This is a genomic window from Dietzia sp. JS16-p6b (assembly GCF_003052165.1).
Lineage (GTDB): Bacteria > Actinomycetota > Actinomycetes > Mycobacteriales > Mycobacteriaceae > Dietzia.
The window spans coordinates 568,258-583,243 of the sequence record NZ_CP024869.1 but is presented as its reverse complement, the minus strand read 5'-3'; the positions used below and the strand labels follow the sequence as shown (position 1 = coordinate 583,243).

At 70.4% G+C, this 14,986-nt stretch carries 8 protein-coding genes, 1 tRNA gene and 2 pseudogenes; 4 read left to right on the top strand and 7 right to left on the bottom strand.

Going from position 1 to position 14,986, the window contains the following annotated elements; genetic code table 11:
- Positions 1–21: 21 nt before the first annotated feature.
- Positions 22–867 carry an HNH endonuclease family protein gene (locus tag CT688_RS02620; protein ID WP_231750468.1) on the top strand — a complete coding sequence of 282 codons (846 nt, stop codon included), beginning with the start codon at positions 22–24 and terminating at the stop codon, positions 865–867.
- Between the two features lie 37 nt (positions 868–904).
- Here CT688_RS02620 and CT688_RS02615 read toward each other — a convergent pair whose 3' ends face one another.
- From CT688_RS02615 to CT688_RS02590, 6 genes and pseudogenes are all read right to left on the bottom strand, one after another.
- Entirely contained in the window at positions 905–1,780 is an 876-nt protein-coding gene (locus CT688_RS02615) for a hypothetical protein (protein WP_107755648.1), read from the bottom strand.
- 19 nt (positions 1,781–1,799) lie between these two features.
- The gene (locus CT688_RS02610; protein WP_370446347.1) at positions 1,800–2,936 is read right to left on the bottom strand and encodes an acyl-CoA dehydrogenase family protein; all 1,137 of its coding nucleotides are present in this window, start codon (positions 2,934–2,936) and stop codon (positions 1,800–1,802) included.
- A 107-nt stretch (positions 2,937–3,043) separates the two neighbouring features.
- Positions 3,044–4,227 (bottom strand): annotated as a pseudogene (locus CT688_RS02605) (acyl-CoA dehydrogenase family protein).
- 50 nt (positions 4,228–4,277) lie between these two features.
- Positions 4,278–5,081, bottom strand: a complete 804-nt coding sequence (locus tag CT688_RS02600; RefSeq protein WP_107755646.1) for a crotonase/enoyl-CoA hydratase family protein — start codon at positions 5,079–5,081, stop codon at positions 4,278–4,280.
- Between the two features lie 72 nt (positions 5,082–5,153).
- Positions 5,154–5,229: transfer RNA gene (locus tag CT688_RS02595), tRNA-Thr, on the bottom strand.
- 110 nt (positions 5,230–5,339) lie between these two features.
- Positions 5,340–6,551, bottom strand: a complete 1,212-nt coding sequence (locus tag CT688_RS02590; RefSeq protein ID WP_107755645.1) for a DNA polymerase III subunit delta' — start codon at positions 6,549–6,551, stop codon at positions 5,340–5,342.
- Between the two features lie 71 nt (positions 6,552–6,622).
- Here CT688_RS02590 and CT688_RS02585 point away from each other — a divergent pair, with 71 nt between their 5' ends.
- Positions 6,623–8,206 carry an adenylate/guanylate cyclase domain-containing protein gene (locus tag CT688_RS02585; RefSeq protein ID WP_107755644.1) on the top strand — a complete coding sequence of 528 codons (1,584 nt, stop codon included), beginning with the start codon at positions 6,623–6,625 and terminating at the stop codon, positions 8,204–8,206.
- 51 nt (positions 8,207–8,257) lie between these two features.
- Here the strand turns inward: CT688_RS02585 and topA are convergent, their stop codons facing one another.
- On the bottom strand, positions 8,258–11,269 hold the full coding sequence (gene topA / locus CT688_RS02580; RefSeq protein ID WP_107755643.1) for a type I DNA topoisomerase: 3,012 nt from the start codon (positions 11,267–11,269) through the stop codon (positions 8,258–8,260).
- A 623-nt stretch (positions 11,270–11,892) separates the two neighbouring features.
- On the opposite strand from topA, the pseudogene CT688_RS02575 reads away from it, so the two are divergent.
- Together CT688_RS02575 and CT688_RS02570 are read left to right on the top strand one after the other, a co-directional pair.
- Positions 11,893–13,823: pseudogene (locus CT688_RS02575) on the top strand (2-oxoacid:acceptor oxidoreductase subunit alpha).
- 24 nt (positions 13,824–13,847) lie between these two features.
- A complete protein-coding gene (locus CT688_RS02570) occupies positions 13,848–14,918 on the top strand; it encodes a 2-oxoacid:ferredoxin oxidoreductase subunit beta (RefSeq protein WP_107755642.1) in 1,071 nt (356 codons plus the stop codon).
- Positions 14,919–14,986 lie beyond the last annotated feature (68 nt).

Genomic DNA, 14,986 nt, shown 5'->3' with positions numbered 1-14,986 from the left:
CGGTGTCGCTACAGTGCGTTCATGGCATCACGGACCTCAAGAGCCACTCGAACCACTCGCGTCACAGTGGTGTCGGTGATGGCCGTGCTCGTTCTGGCGGGGCTGGGTCGGTGTGCGGATATCGAGCAGGTCACGGGTGGCGGTGTCGGAATGCCCGTCTCGTCGTCGTCCCTGGCCCCACCGCCTCCGCCGGCGTCGGACCCGGCGACCCCGCCCGACCCCGGACCGGGGGTGCCGGGGTCCGTCCCGATCGAACCGCCGCCACCCGAGCCCGCCCCGTCGGGGGATCCACTGGTCGCATCCGCCCGGTTGGCCCTGCCCCAACTGGAGATCAAGGGCCGCGCCCCCAAGACCGGGTACGACCGCGCCCTGTTCGGCCAGGCGTGGTCGGACGACGTCTCCGTGGAGTTCGGCCGCAACGGGTGCGACACGCGCAACGACATCCTGCGGCGCGATCTGCAGGACATCACGGTGCGACCGGGGACCCGGGACTGCGTGGTGCTCACCGGGGTCCTGTACGGGCCCTACACCGGGGAGCGGATCGAGTTCGTGCGGGGGCAGGACACCTCGTCGGCAGTGCAGATCGATCACGTGGTGGCCCTGTCGGACGCGTGGCAGAAGGGCGCCCAGCAACTCACCCTGGAGCAGCGTCGGGACTTCGCCAACGATCCGCTCAATCTGCTGGCGGTGGCGGGTCACGCCAACCAGAGCAAGGGCGATGGTGACGCGGCCACCTGGTTGCCCCCGCGTCGGGAGTTCCGTTGCCCCATGATCGCGCGGCAGATCCTGGTCAAGGAGCGCTACGGGCTGTGGGTGACCCACGCCGAACACGAGGCCATGGAGCGGGTCCTGGCCGGCTGCGCCTGACCCGGCCCCCGGCCCGGCCCCCGACCCGGCCACCTGGTCAGAAGTCGAAGAACCCGCCGCCGTCGCCGCCGAACAGGCCGCCGTCGAAGAACCCGCCACCTCCACCGTCTCCACCGCCGTCGCCGCCGAACAGGCCGCCGTCGAAGAACCCTCCCCCGTCGCCGCCCGCGTCGCCGCCGTTGCCACCCATGAGCCCGCCGTCGAAGAAGCCGTCGCCGCCGTCGCCGCCCCCCATGTCACTGACGTCCGCGCCGCCCTCGCCGACCCCGGCGGCGAAGTCCTCTCCGGAGTAACCGACACCCGCCATCCCGGCGAACATCATGTTGAACATCATCATCGAGCCCATCATCCACACGCCCGTCGCCAGCGCGGAGGCCCACCACGGCTCGGAATACCAGCCGGCCGGCACCGGCCGTCCGGCGACCACACCGCCGGGGTAGTAGTGCGGGGTCTTGTCGCTCGGCCCGGTCGCGGCGGTCATCGTGCGACCCTCGACCTCGACGGTCCGGTCCTCGGTCACCCGGCCGGCGCGTTCCTGACCGTCGGTCGTGGGCAGCTCCGGGCCGGGGTCCAGGCCCATCGCCGACCGGGCGGCACGCACGTAGTACAGCCCCTCGATCGCGGTGTCCTTGGCCAACCGCGCCTGGACCGGCGTGCGGGCGTTCTCGAGTTCGGTCACGGCCGCGGTGTAGCGCTCGGACGCATCGGCCATGGCCTGCTTCGAGGCCTCGTCGGTGCCGTCGAGGTTGAACACCTGACCACCGAGGCGCTCGACCCAGCGCGAGGCCTCGGCACGATGGTCCTCGAGATGGCGGTTGTCGTGCGCCTGGAGCTGCGTCTGACCGTTGTTCTGGCTACGGGAGACCACCGCGACGGCCACCGCGATCACTGCGGCGATGAGGAGGAATTCCACGGGTCGACCTTTCTCGGTACTACTGACCGAGCGTACCGAGATTGCGTCCCGCCGGTCGGTGCCCGCCTGGCTCCGTGGGCCGGGCGGTCGGGGTCCGTCCGACTCCCGATTCGCCGAGGGTGGCCCGGTCGAGCCACGCCGCGGCGGCGCCCTCGACGGAGGTGCCCTCGATGACCATCGGCCATGCGCCGTCCATTCCGCCCGTCACCGCGACCTCGGTGAGAACGGCGTCCCAGAAGGCCGTCGAACCGAACTCACCGCGCCACTGCAGTGCAGGCAGGGTCAGGCGGTGCAGGGTGTGCTCGTGCGTGGTGCCGATCGCCCCGTGGACCTGGTGCGCGTTGCGCACCGCGACCGCGACGGCCTGCGAGGCCACACTGCGGGCCACCGCCACCCGGAACTCCGAGAGCGGCCCGGTGAGGTCCGTGACCATGGCGTCGGCGACGGCCTGGTCGACCGCGGCCCGGGCCAGGACGGTCTCCGCGGCGATGTCGACCACCAGGTTCTGCACGGACTGGAACTTCGCCAACGCCCTGCCGAACTGATTCCGCTCGGTCGAGTGGGCGATCGCCGACTCGAGCATCCCCTCCGCGGCCCCCACACACTGCACGGCCCGGGCGAGCGCGCCGCGCAGCACCGCCGACTCCACCGCGGCGGAGTCGACCGCGGTCCAGCCCGCGTCGTCGGGCGGGCTGACGTCTCCCGTCGGCACGGCGGAGATGCCGTCGCCGGCCGTGATCCGTGCGCTGTCGGTCTCGACGTCGGCGACCTCGAACCCCGGTACGTCGCCGCCGGTGTCCGGTGTCCTGCGGACGACCAGGATGGTGTCGGTCGCCCCCGCCCAGGCCACCCGACGGGCGCGGCCGTCGGGACCGAGAACGGCGAGGGTCGCCGTACCGGTGGAGGAGTCATCGAGTCCCGCGGCGCGGCGCAGGGGTCCGACGACGAGGTCGGTCTCCGCGTAGGGGACCGCGACCCCGGCGGCGGCCGACAGCCGCAGCAGGGTGGAGGCCTCCGCCCACCCCGCCCCGCTGCCCCCGCCGTCCTCGGGCGCGGTGAGTCGACCGATCCCCACCTCGGACAGGGACCGCCACACGGTCTCCGCATCGGGCTCCACCGCGGGGCCGGAGAACTGGGCCAGCACGTCGGCCATCATCGACTCGAGGTCCTCGTCGATCTGGAGGCCCGCGCTCTCGACGGCCTCGCCGGTCGCCGCGGTCGCGCCGTTCTGCCCGTTCGCAGCGTTCGCGGCGTTCGCGGCGTTCATCGCATCCCCAGTCCCCGCGCGATCACGCCGCGCAGAATCTCGTTGGTGCCACCCCGCAGGGTGAAGCCGGGCCGCTGGTGCAGTCCGGCACGGAGCAGATCGGCGAGTTCGGACGCGGCCGCCGCCCCGTCACCGTCACTGTCACCGACACCGGGTGTGAACTCGTCCCCGAGCCGGGCGGAGACCGCCTCGACGATGTCCCCTCGGTGGTGGTGCCGAGCAACTTGACCAGCGCCGCCGCGGTGTCCGCCGGCTCCCCGCGCTGGAGGGCTCCGGCGATGTTCTGGCTCAGCGCGTGCAGGCCCGCCATCCTCGCGACCGAACGTCCCAGATCAGTCCGGACGGGCAGGTGCCCCTCGGCGATGGCCCCGATCTCCGCGGCCAAGAGCCGGAAAGAGGACAGGAAACGTTCGGGACCGCTGCGTTCGAACGCCAACTCGGAGTTGACCTGCTCCCACCCGTTGCCGAGGGCGCCGAAGACGCGGGAGTCGGGGACGAACACCTCGTCCAGCACCACCTCGTTGAAGTGGTGGTCACCCGACAGGGACACGATCGGGCGGATCGTGACGCCCTCGCCGCGCAGGTCGACGATGAACTGACTCAGCCCGGCGTGGCGGTCGGAGGTGTCCAGGGGCTCGGTGCGGGCCAGCGCGATGAACGCCTCGGCGTGCTGCGCACCGGAGGTCCACACCTTCGTCCCGGTGATCGACCAGCCGCCGTCGACACGGACGCCCTTCGTCCGCACACTGGCCAGATCCGATCCGGAGTCCGGCTCACTCATGCCGATGGCGAAGCAGCACTCACCCGCCGCGATCCGGGGCAGGAACTCACGCTTCTGCTCCTCCGTGCCGTATCGCAGCAGGGACGGCGCGATCTGCCGATCCGCGACCCACTGCGCGGCGACCGGCGCCCCCACGGCCAGGAGCTCCTCGGTGACGACGAATCGCTCCAGATGCGTGCGACCCCGTCCGCCGTATTCCGTCGGGACCGTCATCCCCACCCAGCCCCTCTCGGCGAGCCGACGGGAGAAGTCCTCATCCCACCGGGTCAACCAGGTGTCGATCCACGGCGTGAGCCGCCCGGCGGCGATCTCCCCGGACAGGAACGACCGCACCTCGGCGCGCAGGGCGTCCATCTCCACCGATGCCAGGGTGGTCGGGGGAACCAGGGCAGAGCTCATCGATGCTCCTTCGGGAGGGCGTGCGGTGGTGGTGATGGTAGGCCAGCGGCTCAGCGACCCTCGTACTCCCCGGCACGCTTCTCGCCGAACGCGGTGAGGGCCTCGCGGTGGTCGGCGGTGTGGTGTGCGAGCGCCTGCATCGCCGCCGAGAGCTCGAGGAGGGACTCGAGCGACTGGTGCTGCGATTCGCGCAGCAGTCGCTTGGCCATCCGGACCGCGTGCGGCGGGTTCTTGGCCACCCGGCCGGCCAGTGCCCGGGCCGCCGGGAGCAGATCCTCGGGCTCCACGACCTCGTTGACCAGGCCCCAGGCGGCGGCCTGCTCTGCCGTGACCCGGTCGCCGGTGAGCGCCATCTCCGCGGCCCGCGCGGGACCGATCGCCTTGGTGAGCAGCCAGGCTCCGCCGTCGCCCGGGATGATCCCGAGCTGCACGAAACTCTCCGCGAACCACGCCGAGGTGGACGCCACCCGCAGATCGCACATCACCGCCAGGTCGCACCCCGCCCCGACGGCGGGCCCGTTCACCGCCGCGATCACGGGCACCTCGCAGTGGTACAGCGCGCGCGGGATCCGCTGGATGCCCGTGCGGTACCCGTCGCGCAGTTCATAGGGACTGCCGCCGAACATCCCGGCCCTGTCCACCATGTCCTTGACGTTGCCGCCGGCGGAGAACGCCGAGCCCGCGCCGGTGAGCACGACGGCGCGCACGTCGTGATCAGCATTGACCTCCGCCACCCGGGCGCAGAGCGCGTCGACGATCGCGGGATCGGAGATGGCGTTGCGGGTCTCCGGCAGGTTGAGCGTCCACGTCTCGATGTGGTCGGTTCGCTCGACCACCAGTGGCTGAGAGGTCATGGGAATCCTTCTCATCGAGGGGCTGATACGTGAGAACCCCCGGCCGGAAGGGACGGGGGTCAGGGGTTCTGATGGAGCCGCGTGTCGGAATCGAACCGACGACCTTTTCATTACGAGTGAAATGCTCTACCGACTGAGCTAACGCGGCGAGCCCTTGTGGGGCGAGGCAACTATATATGACCGGCCCGCGCGGTCGGAAAACGCCTGGCCCCCCGTGGTGGCCGCCCCGTCCGCAGCCGCGCGTCTCCCCCTGCCGCCTCAGCCCAACGCCTCCCGGATGGCCCCCACCATCGCCGAGACCGCGAACTTCGGCTTGACGTTGACCTCGATGGCCGCGCGACACTCCTGGATGGCCTCGATGGCCCCCAGCACGGACGCCGGCGGATAGTGACCCCCGAGGCGCGCCGACTCCTCGGCCTTGTCCGGGTGCACCGGGGCGACGTCCGCGACGCCGAGTCCGGCCATGAGCGCGTCCCGGTAGAAGCCCGCGAGGTCGACCAAGGCGAGGTCGAGAGAGTCGCGGGTGGAGCGTGTCCGCCGCGACTTCTGCGCCTTCTCCAACTCCTTGACGGCCCCCGCGGCGCCCCGCCCCGCCGCGACGGCGCCCTTCCCGGTCCCGCCCACACCCATCGCGGTGCGCAGTTCCTCCACTTCACGCTCGTCGTTCGGGGTGTTCCGGGCCAGCGCCTCCTGCTCGGCCGCGCTGACCAACCGGTCCGCCAGCGGAAAGGCCCGGCCGGGGTTGTGCATGACCATGGGCAGTTCCAACACCACGTCGCGGCGTTCACGCGTGGCCTCGTCGGTGGCCAACCACCTCGCGCGGCCGATGTGACCGGAGGAGACGGCCGCCGCCCACCTCGCCCGTTCCGGATCGATCCCCCCATCGGCGAGGAGCGCGGCCTCGACGGCGGCCGCGTCGGGTTGACGCAGGGCGACGTTCCTCGAGCGGGACCGCAGTGTGACCATGATGTCCATCGGATCCGTCGTGGGCGAGCACAACAGGAAGACCGTGCGGCTCGGCGGCTCCTCCACCACCTTGAGCAGGGCGTTACCGGACTGCTCGGTGAGCCGGTCCGCCTCCTCCACCACGACGATCTGCCAGCGCCCGGTGCTGGGCCGGCTGGCGGCGCGGTGGATGGTCTCCTTGACGTCCTTGAGGAGGATGTTGACCCCCTGCGGCGCCAGGAGGTGGACATCCGCGTGGGTCCCCGCCAGGACGGTGTGACAGGACCGGCACTCCCCACAGCCCACGACCTCCGGGTGCTCGCACTGCAACGCGGCGGCGAAACACGTGGCGGCGACGCTCCGTCCACTGCCCGGCGGGCCGGTGAACAGCCACGCGTGGACCATTCGCGCGTCCGCCTCATCCCACCCCTGGCCGGGGACCCGCGCACGCGCGGCCGACGCCGCAGCGGTCAACTCCCCCACGACGTCGGCCTGACCGGCCAACCGATCGAACACCCCTGGCATGGCCCCACCATATCGCCGCAGTCCGTCACACCTCCGGGCCCGTGACGGGGGCTGGGACTACCCTTGGCCCAATGGAGCGATGGGTCAGGCTGTTCCGGTGGCTGTGGGCCACCCCCTGGCCCGTCTACGCCCTCACGATGGTGCAGGCCAACATCATCGGCGCGGTGTTCGTCTTCGCGTTCCTGCGCTTCGTCCTGCCGATGGACCGCTTCCTCGACCTGGAGCAGTTCCGGTTCCTCAACCAGTACCTGTTCATCGGTTACCTGGTGCTCGCCTTCATCGGCGGAGTCATCGCCTCGACGTTGCTCCTGCTCCCGGTCCTCCGGGTCGACCGCTCGGGTGAGGAGTTCGGCGGGGCGATCCGCAACCGGGCCCTGAAGCTCCCGTTCCACCAGGCGCTCATCTCCGGCACCATGTGGCTGCTCGGCACGGTCGTCTTCGTCGTCGCCAACGTGGGCCACTCCCCCCGACTCGCCCTGGTCGTGGGCGTGACGAGCATCCTCGGCGGGACCACCACCTGCCTCATCTCCTACCTCCAGGCCGAGCGGATCATGCGGCCGATCACCGTCCGCGCCCTCGCTCGGGGCGTCCCCGCCAACAGGCACGTCCCGGGGGTCCGTCGTCGCATCTTCCTGGGCTGGGCTCTCACCACCGTCATCCCCGTCGCCGGGATCCTGCTGATCCTCACCGGGCAGTGGGTCGGGTTGTTCGGCGACGACCCGGGACACATCCTCGTAGCCCTCGCGGTGATGGCCAGCGTCGCCGTGATCGCGGGCGCGATAGGCATGGGCCTGGTCTCGGACTCCATCGCGGATCCCGTCCGCGAGATGCAGGCGGGCGTCGGGCGGGTCAAGAAGGGCGATCTGGAGGCCCGCGTCACGATCTACGACAGTTCCGAGATCGGCCGACTGGGCCAGGGCTTCAACGAGATGGTGACCGGACTCCAGGAGCGCGAGGCGATCCAGGACCTCTTCGGTCGCTACGTCGGCGAGGAGGTCGCCCGCCACGCACTCGAACGCGGGACGGAGCTCGGGGGCCAGGAGAAGCAGGTCGCGGTGCTCTTCGTCGACCTCACCGGTTCGACGGAGTTCGCCGCCGCACACGAGCCGGCCGAGGTCGTCGCCGTGCTCAACGAGTTCTTCCGCATCGCGGTGGAGGCCGTCGACTCCAACGGCGGCTACATCAACAAGTTCCAGGGTGATGCACTCCTCGCCGTCTTCGGCGCGCCTCTGGAGGTCGAGAACGAGGCGGGGCGGGCGCTGCGGGCCGCCCGCGCCCTACAGAGCCAGCTCGCGGGTCTCTCCCCGCTGTCGGCGGGCATCGGGGTCTCCTACGGCACCGTGATCGCCGGCCACATCGGGCACGCCAAGCGCTTCGAGTACACCGTGATCGGCGACCCGGTCAACGAGGCCGCACGGTTGACCACCCTGGCCAAGTCGGAGCAGGGGCACGTGCTGGCGTCGGCGGCGGCGATCCGCAACGCGGACGCGCCCGAAGCCGCGAGGTGGGTGTTGGGCCGAAGCGTCGAGCTGCGGGGCCGCGGAATCATGACACAGCTGGCCAGACCACTGCGGCCGACCCTCGCGGACCGGTGGCAGTCGGGCAACGTCGCGCTGCGCCCCTCCGTCGAGGGAGTCGAGGCCGCCGGCGCCTGAGCGCCCCCCGCCGAGCCCCGGCGCCGGGTATGGGCGGGGTGCCCGCGGGGGTCAGCGTCCCGCGGTGGCCTTCTTCGCCGGTGACGTCCGGGCCGGGGCCTTCTTCGTCGCCTTTCCCCCGGCCTTCTTCGCCGCGGCCTTCTTGGGCGGCGGCGACTTGGCCCGCCTCTCGGACAACAGTTCCGAGGCGCGCGCGTCGGTGAGGGTCTCCACGGTGTCGCCCTTACGCAGCGACGCGTTCGACTCACCGTCGGTGACGTACGGCCCGAAGCGCCCGTCCTTGACCAGCATCTGCTTGCCGGAGACCTCGTCGACCCCCATCTCGCGCAGCGCCTTGGGGGCGGCGGCCTGCCGACCCCGACGCTTGGGCTCCGAGTAGATCTTCAGAGCCTCCTCGAGGGTGATGGTGAACACGGCGTCCTCGGTGTCCAGTGTCCGCGAGTCGGTGCCCTTCCTCAGGTAGGGACCGTACCGACCGAGCTGAGCGGTGATCTCCTCGCCGCTCGCGGGGTCGACGCCCAGGGTCCGCGGCAGTGACAGCAGCTTGAGCGCCTCCTCCAGCGTGATCGTGGCCGGCTCCATGGACTGCATCAGTGATCCGGTCCGGGGCTTGGGGCCCGTGGGGTTGTCGGATTCCTTCTTGGCCTTGCGGGTCACGGCGGACTTGGCCTTCGTCGCCGCCTTCTTGGCCTCGGCTCTGGCCTCGTCGTTCTCCGCGGCGGCGATCGCGGCGTCGCGTTCGGCGTCGATACGCTTCTTCTCCGCCTCGGCGTCGGCGAGCACCTTCTCCGCCCACCGTGCCTTCTCCTCGTCGGTGGGCTCGGGCAGCTTCTCGGTGACGTAGGGCCCGAAGCGGCCGTCCTTGACCACGATCTCGTGACCGGTCTCCGGGTCCACACCGAGGGGACGCCCGTCCTGCGGGGTGGCGAAGAGTTTCTCGGCCACCTCGAGCGTGAGTTCGTCGGGGCTCATCCCCTCCGGCAGGTTGGCGCGCTGCGACTCCTGCTCGCCGTCCTCCCCCGCGACCATGCGCTCGAGGTACGGACCGTACCGCCCGACGCGGACGTGGACCGGTCGTCCCTCGGCGTCGTCGAAGACCCGGATGGAGTTGATGCTGCGGGCGTCGATCGCCTCGAGGTTGACGTCGATGAGGTTCTTGAGCCCGACCGCGTGGCCCGCGTCCCCGGCGCCACCGTCGGGCCCGGACGCGCCGGGGTCCCCGAAGTAGAAACGACGCAGCCAGTCGTCCCGGTTCTCGCGCCCCTCGGCGATCTCGTCGAGCTCGTCCTCCATGAGCGAGGTGAAGTCGTAGTCCACCAACCGACCGAAGTTCTGCTCGAGCAGCCCGACCACGGCGAAGGCCACCCAGCTGGGCACGAGCGCGTTGCCCCGGGAGTACACGTAGCCGCGGTCCTGGATGGTGCGGATGATGCTGGCATAGGTCGAGGGGCGGCCGATCCCCATCTCCTCCATGACCTTGACCAGGCTCGCCTCGGTGTAGCGGGCCGGGGGGCTGGTGGTGTGGCCGTCGGCGGACAGGTCCGACCCCGTGAGGTCCTGCCCCTCGCTCAGTCGCGGCAGTCGCCGCTCGGCGTCGTCCGCCATCGGCTTGTCCGAGGACTCACCGGGCTCCTCGGTCGCCTCCACGTAGGCCTTGAGGAAACCGGGGAACGTGATGGTGCGGCCCGAGGCCGCGAAGGTCGCCCGCTCGTACCCGGACGGGTTCTGTCCCGCGGCGCCCGTGATGCGGATGCTCACCGAGGTGCCCTTGGCGTCGGCCATCTGGGAGGCGACGGTGCGCTGCCAGATGAGCTCGTACAGGCGGTACTCCTCGGCGTCCAGGACGCCGTGCAGCTGGCCGGGGGTGGCGAAGGACTCCCCCGCCGGACGGATGGCCTCGTGCGCCTCCTGCGAGTTCTTGACCTTGCGGGTGTACTGCCGCGGGGTGGGCGAGACGTACTCGCTGCCGTACAGCTCCGTGGCCTGCGCGCGGGCGGCCGCGATGCCGCCCTCGGACAGGGTGGTGGAGTCGGTGCGCATGTAGGTGATGTAGCCGTTCTCGTACAACCGCTGCGCGATGCGCATGGTGCGCTCGGACGTGTAGCGCAGTTTGCGGCCGGCCTCCTGCTGCAGCGTCGAGGTCATGAACGGCGCGTAGGGGCGGCGGGTGTACGGCTTGGATTCGACGGAGTCGACGACGAAGTCGGCGCCGTCCAGCGCGTCCGACAGCGCGCGGGCCGCGGACTCGTCGAGCACCACCGCGTCCTTGGCCGCGCCGGAGGTCTTGAGTCGACCGTCCTGGCCGAAATCGCGCCCCTGCGCCACCCGGGCGCCGTCCACCGCGGCGAGGCGGGCGGTGAAGCTGCGCGGCTCACCGGCGTCGCCACCGGCGGCCTCGCGGGTCGTCAGGGTCGCGGTGATGTCCCAGTAGTCGGCCGCGACGAACGCCATGCGCTCCCGCTCCCGCTCGACGATCACGCGGGTGGCCACGGACTGCACGCGACCCGCCGATAGCCGCGGCATGACCTTCTTCCACAGCACAGGAGAGACCTCATAGCCGTAGAGACGGTCGAGGATCCGGCGGGTCTCCTGGGCGTCGACGAGGTCCGTGTCCAGCTCGCGGGTGTTCTCGGCGGCGGCGAGGATGGCCGGCTTGGTGATCTCGTGGAACACCATCCGCTTGACCGGGACCTTGGGCTTGAGCACCTCGAGAAGGTGCCAGGCGATCGCCTCGCCCTCGCGGTCCGGGTCGGTGGCCAGCAGGAGCTGGTCCACGCCCGCCAGCTCCTTCTTGAGCTCCGAGACCTTCTTCTTCTTGTCCGCGCTCACCACGTAGATCGGCTCGAAGTTGTGCTCCGGGTCCACGCCCAGTCGGGCCCAGGGCTCCTTCTTGTACTTGGCCGGGATGTCGGCGGCCCCCTTGGGCAGGTCGCGGATGTGCCCGACGGACGCCTCGACCACGTAGTCGGACCCCAGGTACGGCTGGATCTTGCGGGCCTTGGTGGCGGACTCGACGATCACCAGGCTCCGCTTCCCGCCCGATGCTGTCTGCTTGCTCGCCACTGAACCGCTCCCAACCTGCGCTGATACGTCGGCGACGTGCGCCACCGACCTCCGGTCCCGGATACGGTACGCGTGCCGGGGCCTGTCTATGAGAATTCATACCAGGCCAGGGGCGCTTCGGAAGAGTCGCGTTCGGCGCCGGCCCGGCCCCGGGCGGCGGACGGGCACCCGCGCCGATCGACTCCTCCCCCATGCGGAGGTGCCCCGGACGTCGCCGCGGAAAGCGGCGCGGGGACCGGCGGGCCGACCCGGGAAGGTGCACAGCCGCATCCCTATATATCTGTCACGCGTCGCATCGGGTCGGTTCGTCGTCGTCCCCGATCACGGACACCCCTCACGAGCAGCAGAGGGGCGTTCGACACGACGGCGGATTGGCACCGATAGACAGACCGGTCTATGGTGGGCACAAGCGGGAACCACGCCGAACTGGAACGTGTTACTGTTTTCCAATTCCGTCGGGGTGACGAGTCGCGCCCGAACCGGCGTACCGTCGGTGGCCGTACGGGAGTCACGACCAGCCCCGATCATCTCAGACACAACGGAGGTCAGCAGCGGTGGGCAATGCGTCCAAGACCAAGCTGGACAAGGTGGTCATCCGCATCGCGGGCGACTCCGGAGACGGCATGCAGCTCGCCGGTGACCAGTTCACCTCGGAGGCGGCGGCCTTCGGCAACGACCTGGCGACCCAGCCCAACTACCCGGCCGAGATCCGGGCCCCCAGGGCACGATCCACGGGGTGTCGAGCTTCCAGATCCAGATCGCGGACTACGACATCCTCACCGCCGGGGACCGCCCCGACGTGCTCGTGGCGATGAACCCGGCCGCACTCAAGGCGAACATCGACGACCTGCCCTCCGGTGGCATCCTCATCGTCAACTCCGACGAGTTCACCAAGCGCAACCTCACCAAGGTCGGCTACGAGTCCAACCCGCTCGGTTCCCCCGCCTTCGAGGCGTTCCAGGTGCACGAGGTGGCCATGGGCACGCTGACCATCGGTGCGGTCGAGTCCGTGGACGTGGGCAAGAAGGACGCCGAGCGCTGCAAGAACATGTTCGCGCTCGGGCTCCTCACCTGGATGTACGGCCGCACGGTCGACTCGATCGAGACCTTCCTGGGCGACAAGTTCAAGAAGAAGCCGACGATCCTGCAGGCCAACCTGCTGGCGTTGCGGGCGGGCTGGAACTACGGCGAGACCACCGAGGCGTTCGCCTCCGAGTACGAGATCCAGCCGGCCCAGCTGCCCAAGGGTCGCTACCGCCAGATCACCGGCAACACGGCGATGGCCTACGGCCTGGTCACCGCGGGCAGGTCGGCGGACATGCCGGTCTTCCTGGGCACCTACCCCATCACGCCCGCCTCGGACATCCTGCACGAGTTGAGCAAGCTCAAGCAGTTCGACGTGACCACCTTCCAGGCGGAGGACGAGATCGCCGGAATCGGTGCCGCCCTCGGCGCGTCCTACGGCGGGGCGCTGGGGGTCACCTCGACCTCAGGCCCTGGTCTGGCGCTCAAGTCGGAGGCCATCGGCCTGGCCGTGATGACTGAGCTGCCGCTGGTGATCATCGACGTCCAGCGCGGCGGCCCCTCGACCGGGCTGCCCACCAAGACCGAGCAGTCGGACCTTCTGCAGGCGCTGTTCGGGCGCAACGGGGAATCGCCCGTCGCGGTGATCGCCCCGCAGTCGCCCTCGGACTGCTTCGAGATCGCCCGGGAGGCGGCGCGGATCGCGGTCACCTACCGCACCCCCGTCATCGTGCTGTCCGACGGCGCGATCGCCAACGGCTCCGAACCGTGGCTCCTGCCCGACGTGGCCGACCTGCCGGCCATCGAGAAGAACCTCGCCACCGCGCCCGCGACCGGCGCGGACGGTGACACCGAGGCCGCCGGGGACTACCTGCCGTACGCCCGCGACCCGGAGACGTTGGCTCGCGACTGGGCGATACCGGGTGAGGCGGGTCTCGAGCACCGCATCGGCGGCCTGGAGAAGGCCAACGGCACCGGCAACATCTCTTACACGGCGGAGAACCACGACCTCATGACCCGCACCCGGGCCCTGCGGATCGCGCTCATCGACGTACCCGACCTCGAGGTCGACGACCCGTCCGGCGATGCCGAGGTCCTAGTGGTGGGCTGGGGATCGTCCTACGGCCCCATCGGTGAGGCGGTCCGTCGCGCCCGCGCCAACGGGCACCGCGTGGCCCGTGCGCACGTCCGACATCTCAACCCGCTGCCCGACAACATCGGCGAGGTGCTGGCCAGGTACCACCGGGTGCTCGTCCCGGAGATGAACCTGGGCCAGCTCGCGATGTTGCTCAAGGCCCGCTTCCCGGCGCAGATCCAGCCCATCACCAAGGTGCACGGCATGGCGTTCTCGGCCGAGGAACTTCAGACCGCCATCGAGGCGGAGTTCGCCGGTCGGCTCACCCACACCGAGCACGACAAGTACCGGCTGGCACTCGACGGGGTCATCACCACGACCGGCGAGCCCGCCGCGCGTCACCGGCGGATCGGCCACACCGCCACCGGCACCACCACCGCCAACCGAACCCGCTGACCCGCGAGCGAGGAGAGGATTTCCATGACCACCACCGAAACCGGACTCGTCGGCAGCCCGCTGCCCCTGGACGCGTTGGCCTCCGTCCCCAAGAGCGACGCACCGCAGAAGCCCAAGGACTACACCTCGGACCAGGAGGTGCGGTGGTGCCCCGGGTGTGGCGACTACGTCATCCTGGCCACCATCCGTGCCCTGCTGCCCAAGCTCGGTCTCAAGCGGGAGAACATCACGTTCATCTCCGGGATCGGCTGCTCGAGCCGCTTCCCGTACTACCTCGAGACCTACGGCATGCACTCGATCCACGGGCGCGCCCCGGCGATCGCGACCGGCCTGGCCACCGCCCGTCCCGACCAGTCGGTGTGGGTGGTCACCGGTGACGGCGACGCCATGTCGATCGGCGGCAACCACCTGATCCACACCCTGCGCCGGAACGTCAACCTCAACATCCTGATGTTCAACAACCGGATCTACGGGCTGACCAAGGGCCAGTACTCGCCCACCTCGGAGTCGGGCAAGGTCACCAAGTCGAGCCCCATGGGCTCGTTGGACCACCCGTTCAACCCGCTGTCTCTGGTGCTCGGCGCCCAGGCGAGCTTCGTGGCCCGCGCCCTGGACTCGGACCGCAAGGGGCTGACCGAGGTCCTCGACGCCGCCGCCCGTCACCGCGGCACCAGTTTCGTGGAGATCCTGCAGGACTGCCCGATCTTCAACGACGGGTCGTTCGACCTGTTGCGCAAGGAGGACGCCGGAAACCACCTCATCGGGGTCCGCCACGGCGAGAAGATCATCTTCGGCGACGAGGGCCAGCACTGCGTGGTCCGCTCCGGGTTCTCGCTGAAGGTCGCCGCGACCGCCGAGGTCGACGAGGCCGACATCATCGTCCACGACGCCCACGCCGAGGACCCCTCCTACGCGCACGCGCTGGCGAACCTGTCCAGCCAGGATCTCGAGTACACCGTCACCGGGATCATCCGGCAGGTCCAGCGCGAGACCTACGACGACCAGGCCCGCGCCCAGGTCGCCGCCGCCAAGGAGACCGCACCGTCGGACCTCCAGGCCCTGCTCGACGGCAGCAACACCTGGACCGTGGGCTAGAAGGGCCACGGGCCACGGATCACGCACCGACGCGATCGTCTCCCGGGGGGCGGCCACCGCACGGATCT

What these genes read in the sequence shown, in the direction of transcription:
- CT688_RS02585 (WP_107755644.1), top strand. Translation starts at nt 6,623, where the DNA reads ATGGAGCGATGGGTCAGGCTGTTCCGGTGGCTGTGGGCCACCCCCTGG.
- CT688_RS02600 (WP_107755646.1), bottom strand. Translation starts at nt 5,081, where the DNA reads ATGACCTCTCAGCCACTGGTGGTCGAGCGAACCGACCACATCGAGACG.
- CT688_RS02610 (WP_370446347.1), bottom strand. Translation starts at nt 2,936, where the DNA reads ATGATGGCCGACGTGCTGGCCCAGTTCTCCGGCCCCGCGGTGGAGCCC.
- CT688_RS02590 (WP_107755645.1), bottom strand. Translation starts at nt 6,551, where the DNA reads ATGCCAGGGGTGTTCGATCGGTTGGCCGGTCAGGCCGACGTCGTGGGG.
- CT688_RS02620 (WP_231750468.1), top strand. Translation starts at nt 22, where the DNA reads ATGGCATCACGGACCTCAAGAGCCACTCGAACCACTCGCGTCACAGTG.
- CT688_RS02570 (WP_107755642.1), top strand. Translation starts at nt 13,848, where the DNA reads ATGACCACCACCGAAACCGGACTCGTCGGCAGCCCGCTGCCCCTGGAC.